Genomic DNA, 16791 nt, shown 5'->3' with positions numbered 1-16791 from the left:
CTTCGGACGTCAGAACTGCACGCGTGGCGGTTCGGAGATCGCACCGCTGTCCGCGACCTCGAAGAACTCGCGCTCGGTGAATCCCAGTCCCTTGGCGAACAGGTTGTTGGGGAAGACCTTGATCTTCGTGTTCAGCTCTCGGACGCCGCCGTTATAGAACCGGCGGGCCGCCTGGATCTTGTCTTCGGTGTCGACGAGGGCCTGCTGCACCTGCAGGAAGTTCTGGCTGGCCTGCAGCTGCGGATATGCCTCGGCCACTGCGAAGAGGCTGCGGAGGGCCTGCTGCAGGTGTCCTTCTGCGATTCCCGCTTCTCCGGGGCCTCCGGCAGACAGCGTCTCGGCGCGCGCACGGGTGACGTTCTCGAACACCGCCTTCTCGTGCGAGGCGTAGCCCTTCACCGTCTCGATGAGGTTGGGTATCAGGTCAGCCCTGCGCTTCAGCTGCACGGTGATGCCGCTCCATGCCTCGTCGACGCGCACGTTCAGCTGCACCAGCGAGTTGTAGGTCGCCCACAGGTAGATTCCGATGAGCAGAATCACACCGACGACGATCAGTACCGGCACGAGCCATTCCATCAGAGGCCCACCCTTCCTCGTGTTTGTCTCATCCTATCGGCGCAGTCTGCGCGTCGACTGGGTGCGGCCGCACGGCCGCCGGATTTCCGGATCATTCACCGAGGACGCGATCCAGATACCGGTTCGTGAATCGACGATCAGGATCGAGCTGATCCCGAAGCGCCGTGAAGTCGCCGAATCGCGGATAGCGTTCGCGCAGTTGCTCGGAGCCCAGAGTGTGCAGCTTGCCCCAATGCGGGCGCCCGCCGTGCTCGATCATGATCTGCTCGACGGCCTCGAAGTACGTCGTCGGGTCGGCTCGCCAGTATCGGTGCACGGCGATGTATCCGGTCGCTCTCCCGTATGCGGTGGAGAGCCACCGGTCGTCCTCCGCCGCGAACCGCACCTCGATCGGGAATTCGATCCGCCACCCACGCTTCTCGATGAGCGCCCGGACGGCACGGAAGGCGGAGACCACGTTCTCGGCCGGCAGCGCGTATTCCATCTCGCGGAACCGCACCGTGCGGCTCTGCGTGAGCACTCGATGCGACAGATCGGTGTATTGACGGTCGCCCGTCAGCTTCACCGCGAGACGGCTGAAAGGCGGAGTGACCGCGGGCACGACCTGCCCTGCCGCGCAGACGGCTCGGTACACACCGTTCGACAGCAGGGTCTCATCGATCCACCTGCCCACCACCGGGAGAGGCTGGCGCCGAGTCGACTCCGGCACGCGGGTCTGACGTTTGGTCAGCGCGACGTCGGTGTGCGGAAACCAATAGAACTCATAGTGATCCGACGCTGCGACACGGTGCGTCAGGGTCGCGAGGACGTCATCGAGCGGCGCGGGCTCATCGATCGCCTTCATCACGAATACCGGCACGCATTGGAGCGTGACGTCGACGATGATGCCGAGAGCACCGAGACCCAGCGCGACGGCTGGCAGCATCTCGGTGTTGTGCTCCGCGTCGATGCGCAGGAACTCGCCTGCTGCCGTCACCAGCGTGACGCCCGCCACCTGCGTCGCGAGTCCGCCGAACCTCGCGCCGGTGCCGTGCGTCCCCGTCGAGATCGCGCCGGAGATGGACTGCCGATCGATATCGCCGAGGTTCTCCATCGCCAGCCCGAACGGCGCGAGCAGGCCGGGGATCCGGTGCAGCCGCGTGCCCGCGAGCAGCGTGACCCGCCCGGTGGCGGCATCGGCCGACACCAGACCCTGGAGGTCGTCGAGCTCGAGCAGCACACCCGGTGCCACGGCGATTCCGGTGAAGCTGTGGCCGGCGCCGACCGCCTTGATGGTGAGCCCTTGTGCGACGGCGGCCTTGACGGCGCGTTGCACCCCTTCCGGCGTCCGAGGGCGCTCAACGCGAAGCGGCTTCACCTGCGCCGATCGCCCCCAGTTCTGCCAGGTGCCACCGATCCTCGTCACAGGAACGCCTTTCCTTCGCCGCGGTACGTCGGCAGCTCGTCGATGATCTCGTCGCCGGAGACGAGCTGATAGCTCAGGGTGCGCTCGGCAGGTTCGCCACTCTTCGCATGGCGGAACCAGACGCGGTCTCCGACGCCGAGGCGAGCCGCCGCGCGACCCTGCAACGGCGTCTGCACCTCCCCCGCAGCTTCACGAGGGAGCGTGCGCAACCCCGACGGCCACACCGGAACAGGTTGGCGGGACGCCAGTGCGGGCCCCGAGGCGATCCAGCCGCCGCCGAGCACCGTCGCGATGTCGGCGGTCGGTCGACGCACCACGTCGAATGCGAAGGCGGATGCCGGAGCGGGGCGGAACGAGCGGTAGCCGTCGAAGAGGTGGCCGCCCAGCAGCCCGCTGCCCGCACTCGCCTCCGTCAGCGACTCGTCACTGCCGGTGAACTCGAGCGAACCGGTGCCCCCGCCATTGAGGAACTCGAGATGTGCGATGTCCGTCAGAGCGCCGACGATGGCCGCTCGCCGATCGCGCAGTTCGGCGCGCGAGCGAGCCTGGACGAGACGGATGACCGGCGCATCCGCTCCGGCGTTGTCGCCCTGGCCGGCGATCTGCGCCTCGTACATCTGCAGCCCGACCAGCGTGAAGCCGGGGCGACGGACGATCGTGCGAGCGAATGCGGCGACCTCGCCGGCGGTGAACAGTGCCGACCTGCGCACTCCGATGTGACCGAGCGCGGCTGAACGCAGTGACGCATCGGCATCGATGGCCACCCGGATGTCGGGCCGGCTTCCCGCGGAAGCGACGCTGTCGATGACGTCGAGATGCGCGGGATCGTCGACCATCAGCGTGATGCGACGGGAGGCCTCCTCAGACGCGAACAGCTGGGCGAGACCGCTACGGTCGACCGTCGGATAGCCGAGCACGATGTCGTCATGGGTCTCCGCGAGCCACAGGGCCTCGGCGAGGGTGAACGCCAGGATCCCCCGGTAGCCGGGCAGCTGCAGCACTGCGTCGAGCACCGAGCGCACACGCACGGACTTCGATGCGACTCGGATAGGGAGCCCTCCCGCGCGGACGAGGAGATCCATCGCGTTGTGGCGCAGAGCCTCGCGATCGATCACCGCCACGGGAGCCGGAAGATGGCCGGTGGCCGCCGAGAGGCGCGGCCAGAATCGCGACGGGTCCTGCCACTCGGGGGAGACGGCGGAGGGTCCCTTTTCAGGGCTCAGATCGGCGGTGAGGTCGAGCACTCCCCCACCCTACGGCGTGGACGAACTCGGATTCATTCTTTCCGGAATCGAGTCGCACCGCTCAGCGCGCGTCGGAATCCCGATACTTTGGCCAGAAGTGGCGTCATGAACGTCGACGATCATCGTCTCTATCTCCGGGACCGTCGTTCAGACGGGCTCACCGGCCGGAGTCCGGTCGGTTGCCGGGGGGTAGCGATGCTGTCTCAGCAGCATCAGCAGAGAGACGGGCGCTGAGACGCCCGTCTCTCTTGCGCTTCCCTCGCGTGGACGTCGAGTCCCTCCTCAGAGATTTCGGGAGGCAGCGTCACGTTCCGACTTCACAGGGGTCTTGCCTGATGGACCGTTCCGGAGCGGTCCGCAGCACCGCGGCCGTCGACCCGCCTCCCCGTGGTCGCCGGTGGTCAGTTCGCGTGCTGGAGAGGTGGGCGCCCCCTGACGGCGCCCACCTCTGACCCCCGTGTACTCTGAGCCAGAGTCATGGCCGACCGCCCCCGTAGCCCAATGGCAGAGGCAGGCGACTTAAAATCGCTTCAGTCTGGGTTCGAGTCCCAGCGGGGGCACCCGCCGCTCTGTCACTCGAGCACTCCGTCGGGCCGGTCGGCAGCGCGAGATGCCCCTACGGCCCCCGTCCCACGCGCCTCGCGGACTCGACGGACGACGAGGATGCCGACGGCGATCGCGATCGCCGCATAGACGACGTAGTCGATGTAACCCAGGACGCCCTCGAGCTGCTCGTGCTGGGTGCCGAGGGCGGCACCCACGCCGATCAGGAACGAATTCCACAAGCCGCTCCCCGCGATCGTGTACAGACTGAAGCGGGCGAGGTTCATCCTGGTCGCCCCGGCCGGGATCGAGATCAGGCTCCGGACTCCCGGCACCAGTCGTCCGACGAGCACCGTCCACCCTCCGCTGCGCAGAAACCACCGTGCTCCGCGGTCGAGATCCGAACGACTCACGAGCTTGGTCGCCGCGAGGAATCGCACGGCTCGCTCCACCCCCACTGCCGCGCCGAGCCAGTACAGCAGCAGCGCGCCGATCCACGACGCGAGGGTGCTCCAGACGATGAGCCAGCCGAGGTCGAGGTCTCCGCTCTGACTCAGATATCCGGCGAAGGGAAGGATCACCTCGCTCGGGATGGGCGGGATCAGCACCTCGACGAACACCAGCACGCCGACTCCGACGTCGCCGAGTGCGGTGAGGACGTCGGCTGCGAACCCGGTGAGGCCGGAGAAGCCATGATCCGCCTGCGCGGCGGCGATGACGGAACTGCCCACGCTCATCGGCCGAACAGGTCGCCGATGCCGGGGATACCGAGATCACCGAGGCGCTGGCCCCACTCACCGGCCGTGTCTCCAAGGCCAGACACGGTCTCCCCCGCCGAACCGAGAAGTCCCTCCGCAGCACCCGCGAGCTCTTCGCCACCGAAGCCGCTCGCGATCGCCTCGATGTCGAGACCCTGGGCGATGGCGTCGAAGTCGACGAGTCCGGTCGCCTGCTCGAGGAGAGGGCCGGCTACCGCGCTCCCCACAGCACCGACGGCGACGACACCGAGCACACCCACGGCTGCGCCGCCCACCATTCCCGCGGCACCGCCGCCACGGACGCGTGAGAGCAGTCCGCGCATCATCCCCGGTCGCGCGGCCTCTGTGCGCCCTGCCGCTCGGGCCAGATCCTCAGCCGACGATGATGCGGGGCGTTCTCCAGGCGAGAGCTCCACGTTCATGCGCTCCTGCACCTGTGCACGCTGCGCGGGCGTGAGACGCGCGAACGCCTCACGGTGGATCTGTTCGACGCTGCGGGGATCGGCTGTCTCGAGAAGGTAGTCGTATCGGGCGATGGCGGCGCGATCGGCGTCCGAGACCGTGGCACTGCGTTCCGTCCGTGCCGACGATGGCGTATAGGCGCCCTGCACTGTCTGGCGCGCGGGAGGCGGCGAGTACGAGTCGCGCCCGGACCGGTGCGGAGGGACCGGAGACGCGGGCGACTGCCGCGAAGCTGCCTGCGGCTGCGCCGACCGCTGGTCACTGCGCCCTTCACGTCCGCCGTCGTCGAGATCGAGCGCGCGAGCGGCCATGCCGATGAGCTTGGTCAGTTTTCCCATGGTGTCGATTTCCTTCGTGGCATGTGGACGACCACGGGATTCGACAGCGGGGCGACGAGGATCCATGGTCGTCCGCGGATACGGACGCCAGGTCTCCTCCACCCTCACGGGCCGGTGGGCCGGGACACGACATCATGTCCGTAATGACGACACCACCGCAGACGGGAGTACTCCCCTTGCTCGACCGACCTTATCGGTCGCCCCTATGAGCCCGGTGCGAGGATCCACCAGGCACCGGAGACGACGAACGCCCCGACTCCGCAGGAATCGGGGCGTTCGTGGAGCGAGATTACTTGGCTGCAGCTGTCTCGGCCGCCTTCTCGGCGGCGGGCTTCTTCGCGGCAGGCTTCTTCGCTGCGGGCTTCTTGGCGGCGGTCTTCTCGCCGGCAGGCTTCTCGTCTGCTGCCTTGTCGGACACGGCTGCCTGAGCGGCCGGGGCCGTGGTCGCGGGGGCCGCAGGACGCGGGCGTGCGGCGAACTCCTCGAAGACGTAGCGCGGGTTCTGCACCGTCTCGAGGTTCACCATGTCGCGGCCGAGCCACAGGTTGTTCCACCAGCCCCAGACCACACGGAACTTGCGCTCCCACGTGGGCATCGCGAGGCCGTGGTAGCCGCGGTGAGCGACCCAGGCGACGAAGCCCTTGAGCGCGATCTTGCCGGACTGGAACACACCGTTGTAGAGACCGAGGCCCGCGACGGCGCCGAGGTTCTTGTGGAAGTACTCCTTCGGGTCCTCACCGCGCAGAACGGCGACGAGGTTCTTCGCGAGGAGCTTGGCCTGACGCACGGCGTGCTGGGCGTTCGGCACGCAGAAGCCGCCGACGCCACCGCCCGAGAGGTCGGGAACGGCCGAGACGTCTCCGGCGGCCCAGGCTCCGGGGACGAAGGCCTCGGGCGTGCCCACGCGCAGGTCGGCACGGGTCTGGATGCGGCCACGCTCTTCGATCGGGAGGTCACCACCGCGGACGACGGTCGGGTTGGCCATGACACCGGCGGTCCAGACGATGAGGTCGGTCGGGATGACCTCGCCCGTCGAGAGCTCGACGTTGCCGTCGACCGCACTGGTGAGCTGCGTGTCGAGGTGCACGTTGGCACCGCGCTTGGCGAGATCCTTGAGGACCCACTCGCTCGTGGGCAGCGAGACCTCGGGCATGATGCGGCCCATCGCCTCGATGAGGTGGAAGTGCGTGTCCTCGAAGCGCAGCTGCGGGTACTTGCCCACAAGCGACGAGGCCAGCGAACGCAGTTCCGCGAAGACCTCGATGCCGGCGAAGCCGCCACCGACGACCACGACGGACAGCAGGCGGTCGCGCTCGGGACCTGCAGGCAGCGACGCGGCCTTGTCGAAGTTCGACATCAGGCGGTCACGGATCGCGACGGCCTCTTCGATCGTCTTCAGGCCGATCGCGTTGTCGGCGATCCCCGGGATCGGGAACGTGCGCGAGACCGCACCGGCGGTGACGACGATCTGGTCGTACGCGAACTCGTACGGCTCGCCCACAGGAGGGGTGATCGTCGCGACCTTCTCGGCGTGGTTGATGCCGGTGACCTTGGCGGTGAGCACGTTCGTGCGCTTGAGGTGACGACGGTGGGCTACCACCGAGTGGCGGGCCTCGATCGAGCCGGCGGCCACCTCGGGGAGGAACGGCTGGTACGTCATGTACGGCAGCGGGTCGACCATGGTGACGTCTGCTTCACCCTTGCGAAGGTGCTTCTCCAGCTTCCACGCCGTGTAGAAGCCTGCGTAGCCTCCGCCGACGATCAGAATCTTGGGCACAGTGCTGTTCTGAGGCACAGGGGAACAACTCCTCGGGAGTCAGGGATGTGGCGTGCGAGCGCGCGCCGATCGGATGCGCCGGGCAGCTGCGGTGACGCCAAGCGCTACCAGGATACCAGGGACTGTGAGTGCGATGAGCGGCAGGGTACCGTAGCGCAGCGAATCAGCGCTGGGAAGCAGCGGTGAACCGGGATCCGTCGGCGCGTCGGCTGCGGGAAGCGGGGGGACCTCGACAGGCGCGACCGTGGGCTCGGGCTCCGGAACGGTCTCGGCCCTTCGGTACAGCCGCACCCACTCGGCGAGATCGCCCATCGGGTTCTCGTCGACCTTCGCGACGTCGGCGCTGACCGCGGCCCCGGCATCGATCAGGCCATAGCCGTAGAGGGGGTCGGGCAGCTTGGCCGCCCCCGGCACCGGGATCGCCGTCTTGATGATGCGATTGATCACGTTCGCGGCGTCGAGGTCGGGGTGCGCCGATCGGATGAGGGCCGCGACCCCCGCGACGATCGGGGCCGCACCGCTGGTCCCGCTCCACGACACGAGAGTCCCGTCGGCGGATACGCCCCGCAGGCCCTCACTCGGGGCGGCGATGCCGATCGTGATTCCCTGCGTGGACGCCTCGATGCTCGCTGTACCCGTCTGGTCGACGCCGCCGACGGTGAGGACTCCGGGGATCGTCGCGGGGGCACCGATGATGTTGGTCCCGCTTCCCCGGTTGCCCGCGGCGACGACGACGACGACGTCATGGTCGAACGCGTAGAGGAACGCTTCGTCCCAGCTCCGGTCCCAGTCGAGCGTGTTGGTCGTGAACGAGAGATTGATGATGTCTGCACCATGGTCGACGGCCCAGCGCATGGCCTTGGCCACCTGCTCGGTGAACGGCACCGCGGCCGCCGCTCCGAAGCCCACGGAGATCGAGAGGAGGTCCGCCTCCGGGGCGACCCCGATCATGCCCTTGCCGTCGGCCGCGCCCCGGCCGGCGGCGAGCGACGCCACCCAGGAGCCGTGGTTGCCGTCGACAGCACCGACAGGGGTGCGCCCGTCGGGAGATCCGGTGCCGGACACATCGGTGCCGCCCGTGACGGCTTCATCGAAGACCCCAGGGACCTTGCCGATGCCGGTGTCGATCACCGCGATCGTCACCCCGTCGCCCCTCGTCGTCTGCCACGCGTCACGGATACCGGCACCGTCGAGCCAGTACTCCGACGCACGCACGGGATCTGCGGGGTCGTCGGGGACGGGAGGCGGCGTGGCCGCCGCCCCGAGGAGCAGAACGGATGCCACGACGGTCGCCAGCGCGACGCCGTTGCGCAGCATCCGATGCGGCCTCATGCCGACGATGCTTCGGCGTCGCGCACGGCAGCACCCGGATCATCGCACCGGCACTTCTCGGGAGACCAGCTCGAGCGCTCGAGCGCCAGGTCACCGATCGGGTTCACGCCACGGCCTGCGGCGAGTGCGTGGCCGGCGAGAGCATGGAGGCATTTCACGCGTGTGGGCATGCCACCGGCGGAGATCCCGTCGATCTCGCTCACCTCGCCGAACTGCCCGCGGTCGCTCAGGTACGCCTGGTGCGCGGCGACGTATGCTGCCGCGACGCCTTCATCGTCGGCGAGCAGCGCGGCGAGCTCGGGCATGACCTGGGTCGCCTCGAGCGTCGACATCGCCGCGGTCGCGGCCGGGTGCGTCAGGTAGTAGAACGTGGGGAACGGTGTACCGTCGGGCAGCCGAGGCGTCGTGGCGACGACCGTGGGGTTTCCGCATACGCAACGCGCCGCGATGCCGACGACACCTCGCGCCTGGCGTCCCAACTGGGCCGACACCACGGCGAGCTCGGCGGTCGTGGGGGCAGGGAAGGGAGGCGTGGTCACTCCTCCAGCGTACGGGAGACGCCGGGGAGGATGCTCGGAGGCAGCGGCGTCGCGAGCCCCAGCGTTCAGCGGGCGACCACGGCCGTGTCGCTCAGACCGGCGGCGGTCAGGGTGCGCAGCAACTGCGCCATCCAGTCGGACGGCGTCTCTTCGAGAGTGTCGCTGACCGGGCCCTGCTCCTGCGGAAGCGCCGCGGGGTCGAGGTCGTTGTCGATCAGGTAGACGACCTCGCCCGGCTTGACGTAGTAGAGGCGCTCGCGCGCCTGGGTGGTGATGTAAGCCGGATCGTTCCAGCGCTCGCGCTCCTTCTCGAGCGCGGTGATCTCGTCTTCGGAGACCTTGATCGACTGCTCGAGAGCGGCGATCTTCTGACGCTGGTCGATGAAGGTGCCGAGCGTGGGGACGAGCACCCACGCGCCCAGGACGACGAGCGACAGCATGATGACCGAGAAGGCGGACAGTCGGATGCCGGACGCCCATTCGCGCACATCGACCCGGCGCTCCTGGCCACCCCTGCTCGCCGCACCACGCGGCGGTCGCGAACTGCCGTTGCGTGGGGCGGGCTTCGCAGCCGAGCCCTGGCGGGAGGAGCCCGGAGACGCCGAAGGAGGAGCCGGTCGTCGTGCCACGGCTCCTCCTCCGTACGTGCCGCTCAGGCGGCGTGTGTCTGTCTCAGCTGCATTCAGCCCTGGTAACGCGGGAATGCCGAGCGGCCGGCGAAGACCGCCGCGTCACCCAGCTCCTCTTCGATTCGCAGAAGCTGATTGTACTTCGCCACGCGCTCGCTGCGAGCAGGCGCACCCGCCTTGATCTGACCCGCGTTCGTGGCGACGACGAGGTCGGCGATCGTGGTGTCCTCGGTCTCACCCGAGCGGTGCGACAGCATCGCCGTGTAGCCGGAGCGCTGCGCGAGGCTGACCGCATCGAACGTCTCGGTGAGCGTTCCGATCTGGTTGACCTTGACGAGCAGCGAGTTGGCGACGCCGCGCTTGATGCCGTCCGCGAGACGCGTCGGGTTGGTGACGAACAGGTCGTCGCCGACAAGCTGGACCTTCGAGCCGAGAGCATCCGTGAGGAGCTTCCAGTTGTCCCAGTCGTCCTCGGCGAGTGCGTCCTCGATCGTAACGATCGGGAAGTCCTTGACCAGACCCTCGTAGTACTCGATCAGCTCGGGTCCGGTCCAGTCCTTGTTGTCGAGGCGGTAGACGCCGTCCTTGAAGAACTCGGTGGCAGCCACGTCGAGGCCCAGCGCGATGTCGGTGCCGGGGGTGAAGCCGGCCTTCTCGATCGCCTTGACCAGGAAGTCGAGGCCCTCGCGGTTGCTGGGAAGGTCGGGGGCGAAGCCGCCCTCGTCGCCGAGGCCGGTCGCGTAGCCGGCGGCCTTCAGCTCGCCGCGCAGCACGTGGTAGGTCTCGACGCCCCAGCGGAGCGCCTCGGAGTAGGTCTCGGCACCGATCGGCGCGAGGAAGAACTCCTGCATGTCGATGCCGTTGTCGGCGTGCTCGCCGCCGTTGATGACGTTGAAGAGCGGAACGGGCAGCACGTGCGCGTTCGGGCCGCCCAGGTAGCGGAACAGCGGCAGGTCGGCCGAGTCGGCCGCGGCCTTCGCGACGGCCAGGCTGACGCCGAGGATCGCGTTGGCGCCGGTGCGCTGCTTGTTCTCGGTGCCGTCGGTCTCGATGAGGATCTCGTCGACGATGCGCTGCTCGCTCGCCTCGACGCCCTCGAGCGCCGGGCCGAGTTCATCGATGATCGCGTCGACGGCCTTGAGCACGCCCTTGCCGCCGTAGCGACTCTTGTCGCCGTCGCGCAGCTCGTACGCCTCGAATGCGCCGGTGGATGCACCGGAGGGGACGGCGGCGCGCTGGACGACACCGTCGTCGAGGAGCACCTCCACCTCCACGGTCGGGTTTCCGCGCGAGTCGAGAATCTCGCGTGCGCCTACAGCCTCGATCAGTGCCACTGATGTGCTCCTTGCTCAGAGAAAAGGTGTGTGGAGCGTCGTCGATCCGCGCCCAGTCTAGCCCGCCTGCGGCTCATGCCCCTGGCTCGAGTCGGATGCTCACACCACGACGGCGAGCGCGAAGCCGTCCCAGCCCTTGACCCCCACGGTCTGCAGGGCGGTGGCGTCGAAGCGGGGGTCCTCCCCCAGCATCCGCAGTCCGTCCCTGGTGCCGACGACCTTGGAGTCCGTGGAGTCGTCTCGGACGATCTCACCTTCTCGCCCGATGTTGTCGAGGATGATCACGGTGCCAGGGTGGCCCAGCTTCGCCGCCCAGTCGAGGTAGATCGTGTTCGACTCCTTGTCGGCGTCGATGAAGACCAGATCGAAGCCGCCGACGAGCGTGGGCAGCACGTCAGCACCTCGGCCGATCCTGATGTCCACGCGGTCGCCGACTCCGGCCGCGTCGATGCTCGCCCTCGCCACGGCGGCGTTGTCGGCCTCGGCTTCGACCGTCACGACCCGGCCCTCCCTGCCGACCGCACGGGCCAGCCAGATCGTCGAGTATCCCCCGAGCGTGCCGATCTCGAGCACGCGGCGAGCGCCGCTGATGCGCGCGATCAGATTGAGCAGCTTGCCCGAGACCGGCGCCACCTCGATGGCAGGCAGCCCTGCGTCGCGCTGGGCCGCGAGAGCCCCCTCCAGGTCAGGGTCGTCTCCGACGAGCAGGTCGGAGAGGTAGACATCGGCGTCGGACCAGGCAGCGGGAGTGGAATCCATCTCCTCAGCAAACCGCCCGACACCGAGAGCGTCAAGAGGTGGCGGAGCCACCGCCGTCACGGGGCGCGGACAGCAGCCGACCGGGTGCGCCCGCGAGCTCGGGCTGCTCCCGGAACTGTCCGGTCAGGACGAGCGCCGCGATCGCGACGGCCGCCACGATCCATCCGGCGACGCCCAGAGGACCGGCGAGCGCGAGGTCTGGCTGCGATGCGGCGAAGAGGATCACGAGCCCGCCGGCCGCGTTCAGGGCTCCGTGGGCGAGCACCGCAGGCCAGATCGAGGCGGATCGCAGACGCAGCCAACCCAGCAGGATGCCCCAGGCGACGCACCCTCCGATCATGAAGAGCACCCCGGTGATGTCCGTGCGGCCGAAGTTGTAGCCGAGCAGGATCACCGGACTGTGCCAGAGGCCCCAGACGGCCCCGCTGATGAGCAGCGTCGGCCAGGTGCCGAGCGGTCGAAGCGCGGGAACCAGCCATCCGCGCCACCCGAGCTCCTCGCCGAACGCCGCCACACTGTTGACGAGGGCGCCGAGCGGGATCATCGCGATCTGCGAGAACACCAGCAGCTCGATCGGCGGCATCGGAGTGCCCTCCGGCAGGAGGTTCGCGATCTCGGTCGCGAACCCCGCGAAAGTCGGATCGAGCCGGATGAACCCGAGAGCTGCCGCGAGCAGGATGCTGAGGCCCACGAGCAGCGGAGGGGCGAGCCAGCCGACGACCACGAGCCAGACCACGCGCTTGGCAGGGCGCAGCGGCCACAGGCCGAGGAAGCGCACCCTCTCGCCCGGGGCGGGGATGCGCACGGTGAACGTGACCACGAGCGCGGCGATCGCCGGCGTGAGCATCATCACCGGCAGCAGCACTCCCGCACTCGGCTCGGCCAGGCCGTCGCCCAGCCACAGCGGCAGGGCCACGAGCCACGCGAGCCCGCACGCGAGCACGGTGAACGCGATGATGGCGGCGATGCGGATGCGGGTCATGATGGTTCTCCTCGGTCGATTGCTCTGAGTGCGCGGTCGGCGACGGGTCAGCGCTGCGCGGCCGCTGCGAGGACGGAGGCGGCCGTGGCCGCGTCGTCGACCGTGACGAGGAACACCCGCCCGTTCGTGCGGGTCACCTCGACCGCGTCTCCCTTGCGGAGCACGATTCCTCGCCGTCCGTCCACACCGAACCGATATCCCCAGCCGCCGAACTCGGCGAAGGGGTCGACCTGGACGGCACGAGTGCTCGCGATCTCCGCAGCGGGGATCTCGACCCGCGGCCAGCCGACGACCGATCGCACCCGCAGCCCCGCGGCGCTCGCGCGGACCCGGAAGGTGAGGCTGGTCGTGACGAGCACGAGAAGCACCGCGGCGACCGCGGCCGTGATCCAGCCCGCGGCTATGCCCTGCGCGAGCAGGAGCACACTCATCGCGATCACGACGAAGACGCCGATGCCGAGCACGACCTGACCCGCGGGGGCGACCGTCACGGTCTTGATCCACACCGCGCGCTCGTGATCGGTCAGCAGCAGCGGAGTCGCCGTGGCAGTCGACGACTCCGTCGAGATCGGCACCGCGGGCTGCAGGAACCACCCCGCTACTCCGAGGCCGACCATCACCAGGAGGAAGGCCGCAACCCACGGGGTGATATCAGCCGCATCCGCGGCGTCGGCGAGACCGCGCTGCGCGGCGGTCGAGGCGATCGCGAGCATCGACATCATGCCCGCCATGCCGAGGCTCGCAGCTCCCAGCAGACGCGCGGTCGCGGACCACTGCGGTTGAGGGATCGGCGCGGCAGCGCCCCGCTGCGGGAGTCGGTGGGAGAACAGGGCGATGAGTGCGAACAGCAGCACGGTGCCTCCGCCGAGACCGATCAGCAGGACGAGAGGAGTCCACCGCGGGCCGAAGCCGTCGGCACCGTCGAGACCCCAGTGGATCGCTGCGGGTTCCGGCAGATCGGGGAGCCAGGCGAGCACGACGATGCTCGCGAGCGCGATCAGCACCAGCGGAACGATCACCCCCACCCACCAGAAGGCGGTTCGGGCCCTGCGGATCTCGGGGGTCATGCGTCGGTCTCCTTGATGAGAGCGGCCAGGGTCGTGGAAGAGACGCCGAGCGAGGCGGCGCGGGCGACGAGAGCGGTGATGTCCTGCGAGAGCTCCGCGAGAGGTGCGGCGGAGGCTGCGATCACCGCTCCCCTGCCGCGGCGCAGGTCGATCAGTCCCTCGTCTCTGAGCTGTTGATAGGCGCGGAGCACCGTGTGCAGATTGATCTCGAGGGCGTCCGCCAGCTCGCGCGCGGCCGGCAACCGATCGCCGGGTCCGAGCCGCCCGGTCAGGACGTCGGCCCTGACGGACGCCGCGACCTGATCGAAGAGCGGCCGAGCACTGTCGGCGTCGATTCGGATCAGCATTGCTTTCCTTAATTTCTATTAGTTATAGGAGAACTATAACAACTGTCGGAACCCTCCAGCAAGCTTCGTCTCCCTGTCCGCAGCATCCACACTGACCTCATGCGCATCACTCCCCGCCGTCTCGCCACGGGCATGAACCTGTGGAGCCCCAACCTGTTCAGCGGAATCCGCATCCGCCGCTTCAGCGAGGACTGGACCCACGCGACCGTCGAGCTTCATGTGAACGCCTTCACCCGCAACTATGTCAAGACGGCGTTCGGCGGCTCGATGTCGGCGATGACCGATCCCTATTTCTTCATGCTCGTCATGCACCAGCTCGGACGCGACTATGTGGTCTGGGACACCCGCGGCGAGATCGAGTTCCTCAAGCCCGGCCGCGGCGTGCTCACCGCCGAGTTCGAGGTCAGCAAGGAGCGTGCCGCGGAGATCCGCGAGCGCGCCCATGGTGGGGCGAAAGTACTCGAGTGGTTCGAGACCGTGATCACCGATCGCGACGGCGATGTCGTCGCGAAGGTGCGCCGCGAGGTCTACATCCGCGAGAAGAAGCGCGTCACTGCGGCACGAGACTGAGCCGCGACGACGACACCTGTCGTTCACACCGGCGTGCGACGATGACGGGATGCCCCTCGCACGCCGCTTGACGCTCGGCGACGCCACAGCCCTCGGACTCGGTTCGATGATCGGTGCCGGCGTCTTCTCGGTCTGGGCGCCGGCGGTCGGAGTCGCCGGCAACGGCCTGCTGATAGCGCTCGTGATCGCTGCCATCGTGGCGTACTGCAACGCCACCGCATCGGCTCAGCTGGCCGCGGTGCATCCGGTCGCCGGCGGAACCTACGCCTACGCCCGCGCGGAGATCGGTCCGTGGTGGGGATTCATCGCAGGATGGAGCTTCGTCATCGGCAAGATCGCGAGCTGCGCGGCGATGGCCATGACCTTCGCCGCCTACGCCGCCCCCGCCGGCTGGCAGACGCCCGTCGCTATCACCGCGGTGGGAGCCCTCGCGACCGTCAACTGCCTCGGGGTCACGCGGACGGCTCTCGCGACTCGGATCCTCGTGGTCTGCTCGCTTCTCGGGCTGGCCGTCGTGGTCGCGGTCGGCCTCGGCGCGGCATCCGCGTCGACCCCCTCCCCTCTCCCCGATGCGACCGCCTACGGTGTCCTCCAGGGCGCCGGGCTGCTCTTCTTCGCCTTCGCGGGATACGCGCGGATCGCGACCATGGGCGAGGAGGTCGTCGACCCCGCACGGACGATCCCCCGCGCGATCGCCCTCGCGCTGGGCGGAGCCGTGGTCGTGTACCTGCTGGTCGCGGTCACGGTCGTCGTCACCCTCGGCAGCGATGCTGCATTGAGCTCGGCACCCCTGGCAGACGTGCTCTCCTCGACCGGATGGGCCGCGCTCACGCCCGTCGTCCGGATCACCGCCGCCGCAGCCTCGCTGGGAGCACTGCTCGCTCTCCTCACCGGGATCGGACGCACGACACTGGCCATGGCGCGCGAGAAGGATCTGCCCTCGTTCCTCGCGAAGGTCGACGATCGCCGGCAGGTGCCCCGCCGGGCCGAGATCATGATCGCCGTCATCGTGGTCGCGATCGTGCTCGTCGCCGATGTGCGCGACGCGATCGGGTTCTCATCCTTCGGAGTCCTGCTGTACTACCTGATCGCGAACGCCGCGGCATTCCGCCAGCGGGCATCCGCTCGTCGCTATCCCCGAGCACTGCAGGTCGTCGGGGCGCTCGGCTGCCTGCTGCTCGTGAACACACTGCCCGTACTGGCCTCGATCGTCGGAACCGCTGTGGTGCTCATCGGAGTGCTCTACCGGGCGATCCGTCTGCGGATCACGAGCTGACCAGGGGCCCGCGCCTTCTGCGGGCACCTCGCCTGCCCCGGCGCGATACGTGCGCGGCGCGATCCCCAGGACGCTGCGGAAGTCCCGCGTCAGGTGCGCGTGGTCGGCGTAGCCCACCTCGACCGCGAGCTCCGACAGATCGAGACCCGCGTCGAGTCGCAGTCGCTCGGCGGCCTCCTGGAGCCGGCGCCGCCGGATCATCGCCGCCGGCGAGACGCCGACATATCGGTGGGCACAGCCGCTGCAGGGTGCGGGTCGAGACAGCGAGTCTCAGCGCCGCCTCCTCGAGGCTCCCGGCTGCGCCATCGCCCATGAGCACCTCGACCAGCGCGTTCGCGTGCCGCGCGCTCTCGTCGAGAGGTCCGACCCGGCGCACGAGCCAGTCGGACAACACCGCGGCGGCACGCTCGCGGCGCCCCTCCCCCGTCGCCATCGCAGCACTCACCGCGTCAGCGAGATCGGGCGCATCGACTGTCTGCTCGGTGTCGACGAGCATCCCCGGGTCGTCGACGAGTGCTCCCACAGCGCCGGGCCGCAAGAGCGCGCCGACAGCCCAGCCGGTGCCGGTCAGGTCGCGATGCGACGCCCGCGTCGTCGCGCCCGACAGCGTCACGACGCCCTGCTCGACCACGAGGTTCAGCGCGGGGTAGCCGACGATCTCCTGGCGTGAGGACCGACCGGGCTCGATCGACCACTCCGGGATCCAGAACCACACGACGAGATCCCGCGCGGCCGCAGCCGGCGGCAGACGGTGGAACTCGGGCAGCCGGGCCGGGTACAGCACCCCTCGCGTCCGGCTGACCATCGCCCCAGCGTATTCCTCGAACCGCACTCGCAGTCTGTCGCGAATGTT

At 68.9% G+C, this 16791-nt stretch carries 16 protein-coding genes, 1 tRNA gene and 2 pseudogenes; 3 read left to right on the top strand and 16 right to left on the bottom strand.

Features of this window, described 5'->3' with window-relative positions; translation table 11 throughout:
• Positions 1-9: 9 nt before the first annotated feature.
• The 3 genes from ASF63_RS01385 to ASF63_RS01375 all read right to left on the bottom strand — a co-directional run bounded on the left by ASF63_RS01385 (position 10) and on the right by ASF63_RS01375 (position 3225).
• A complete protein-coding gene (locus tag ASF63_RS01385) occupies positions 10-576 on the bottom strand; it encodes a LemA family protein (protein WP_056508667.1) in 567 nt (188 codons plus the stop codon).
• 91 nt (positions 577-667) lie between these two features.
• A complete protein-coding gene (locus ASF63_RS01380) occupies positions 668-1981 on the bottom strand; it encodes a D-arabinono-1,4-lactone oxidase (protein ID WP_056508665.1) in 1314 nt (437 codons plus the stop codon).
• Positions 1978-3225, bottom strand: a complete 1248-nt coding sequence (locus tag ASF63_RS01375) for an alanine racemase (protein WP_056508663.1) — start codon at positions 3223-3225, stop codon at positions 1978-1980. Before ASF63_RS01375 ends, ASF63_RS01380 begins: the two co-directional genes overlap by 4 nt.
• 487 nt (positions 3226-3712) lie before the next feature.
• Here ASF63_RS01375 and ASF63_RS01370 point away from each other — a divergent pair.
• A tRNA-Leu gene (locus ASF63_RS01370) sits at positions 3713-3785 on the top strand.
• Positions 3786-3797: 12 nt separating this feature from the next.
• Here ASF63_RS01370 and ASF63_RS01365 read toward each other — a convergent pair.
• The 11 genes from ASF63_RS01365 to ASF63_RS01315 form a co-directional block, all read right to left on the bottom strand.
• Positions 3798-4505: a DedA family protein gene (locus ASF63_RS01365; protein WP_056508658.1), complete on the bottom strand. Its 708-nt coding sequence runs from the start codon at positions 4503-4505 to the stop codon at positions 3798-3800.
• Positions 4502-5326, bottom strand: coding sequence for a hypothetical protein (locus ASF63_RS01360; protein WP_056508656.1), 825 nt, complete (start codon positions 5324-5326; stop codon positions 4502-4504). The genes ASF63_RS01365 and ASF63_RS01360 overlap by 4 nt, the downstream gene beginning before the upstream one ends.
• Before the next feature lie 289 nt (positions 5327-5615).
• Positions 5616-7103 carry an NAD(P)/FAD-dependent oxidoreductase gene (locus ASF63_RS01355; RefSeq protein ID WP_056510117.1) on the bottom strand — a complete coding sequence of 496 codons (1488 nt, stop codon included), beginning with the start codon at positions 7101-7103 and terminating at the stop codon, positions 5616-5618.
• Between the two features lie 39 nt (positions 7104-7142).
• Positions 7143-8435 (bottom strand): S8 family serine peptidase, encoded by a 1293-nt coding sequence (locus tag ASF63_RS01350; RefSeq protein WP_056508655.1) that lies wholly within the window; start codon positions 8433-8435, stop codon positions 7143-7145.
• Positions 8432-8974 (bottom strand): DUF501 domain-containing protein, encoded by a 543-nt coding sequence (locus ASF63_RS01345; RefSeq protein WP_056508653.1) that lies wholly within the window; start codon positions 8972-8974, stop codon positions 8432-8434. The genes ASF63_RS01350 and ASF63_RS01345 overlap by 4 nt, the downstream gene beginning before the upstream one ends.
• 65 nt (positions 8975-9039) lie before the next feature.
• Positions 9040-9603 carry an FtsB family cell division protein gene (locus tag ASF63_RS01340; RefSeq protein WP_200933951.1) on the bottom strand — a complete coding sequence of 188 codons (564 nt, stop codon included), beginning with the start codon at positions 9601-9603 and terminating at the stop codon, positions 9040-9042.
• 53 nt (positions 9604-9656) lie between these two features.
• Positions 9657-10937, bottom strand: coding sequence for a phosphopyruvate hydratase (gene eno, locus ASF63_RS01335; protein WP_056308775.1), 1281 nt, complete (start codon positions 10935-10937; stop codon positions 9657-9659).
• 99 nt (positions 10938-11036) lie between these two features.
• The gene (locus ASF63_RS01330) at positions 11037-11696 is read right to left on the bottom strand and encodes an O-methyltransferase (RefSeq protein WP_056508651.1); all 660 of its coding nucleotides are present in this window, start codon (positions 11694-11696) and stop codon (positions 11037-11039) included.
• A 31-nt stretch (positions 11697-11727) separates the two neighbouring features.
• Positions 11728-12678 carry a CPBP family intramembrane glutamic endopeptidase gene (locus ASF63_RS01325; RefSeq protein WP_056508649.1) on the bottom strand — a complete coding sequence of 317 codons (951 nt, stop codon included), beginning with the start codon at positions 12676-12678 and terminating at the stop codon, positions 11728-11730.
• A 47-nt stretch (positions 12679-12725) separates the two neighbouring features.
• Positions 12726-13745, bottom strand: coding sequence for a DUF1648 domain-containing protein (locus ASF63_RS01320; RefSeq protein WP_056508647.1), 1020 nt, complete (start codon positions 13743-13745; stop codon positions 12726-12728).
• The gene (locus tag ASF63_RS01315; protein ID WP_056508644.1) at positions 13742-14092 is read right to left on the bottom strand and encodes a GntR family transcriptional regulator; all 351 of its coding nucleotides are present in this window, start codon (positions 14090-14092) and stop codon (positions 13742-13744) included. Before ASF63_RS01315 ends, ASF63_RS01320 begins: the two co-directional genes overlap by 4 nt.
• A gap of 99 nt (positions 14093-14191) precedes the next feature.
• On the opposite strand from ASF63_RS01315, the gene ASF63_RS01310 reads away from it, so the two are divergent.
• Positions 14192-14662 carry a PaaI family thioesterase gene (locus tag ASF63_RS01310; protein ID WP_056508642.1) on the top strand — a complete coding sequence of 157 codons (471 nt, stop codon included), beginning with the start codon at positions 14192-14194 and terminating at the stop codon, positions 14660-14662.
• 49 nt (positions 14663-14711) lie between these two features.
• The gene (locus ASF63_RS01305) at positions 14712-15938 is read left to right on the top strand and encodes an APC family permease (protein ID WP_056508640.1); all 1227 of its coding nucleotides are present in this window, start codon (positions 14712-14714) and stop codon (positions 15936-15938) included.
• Positions 15939-16037: 99 nt separating this feature from the next.
• Here the strand turns inward: ASF63_RS01305 and ASF63_RS19575 are convergent.
• A pseudogene (locus ASF63_RS19575) lies at positions 16038-16139 on the bottom strand (AraC family transcriptional regulator); the annotation flags it as partial.
• A gap of 364 nt (positions 16140-16503) precedes the next feature.
• A pseudogene (locus tag ASF63_RS19570) lies at positions 16504-16743 on the bottom strand (AraC family transcriptional regulator); the annotation flags it as partial.
• Positions 16744-16791 lie beyond the last annotated feature (48 nt).

This window comes from Microbacterium sp. Leaf320 (assembly GCF_001423485.1).
Lineage (GTDB): Bacteria > Actinomycetota > Actinomycetes > Actinomycetales > Microbacteriaceae > Microbacterium.
This window is presented reverse-complemented; position numbering and strand designations above follow the sequence as displayed.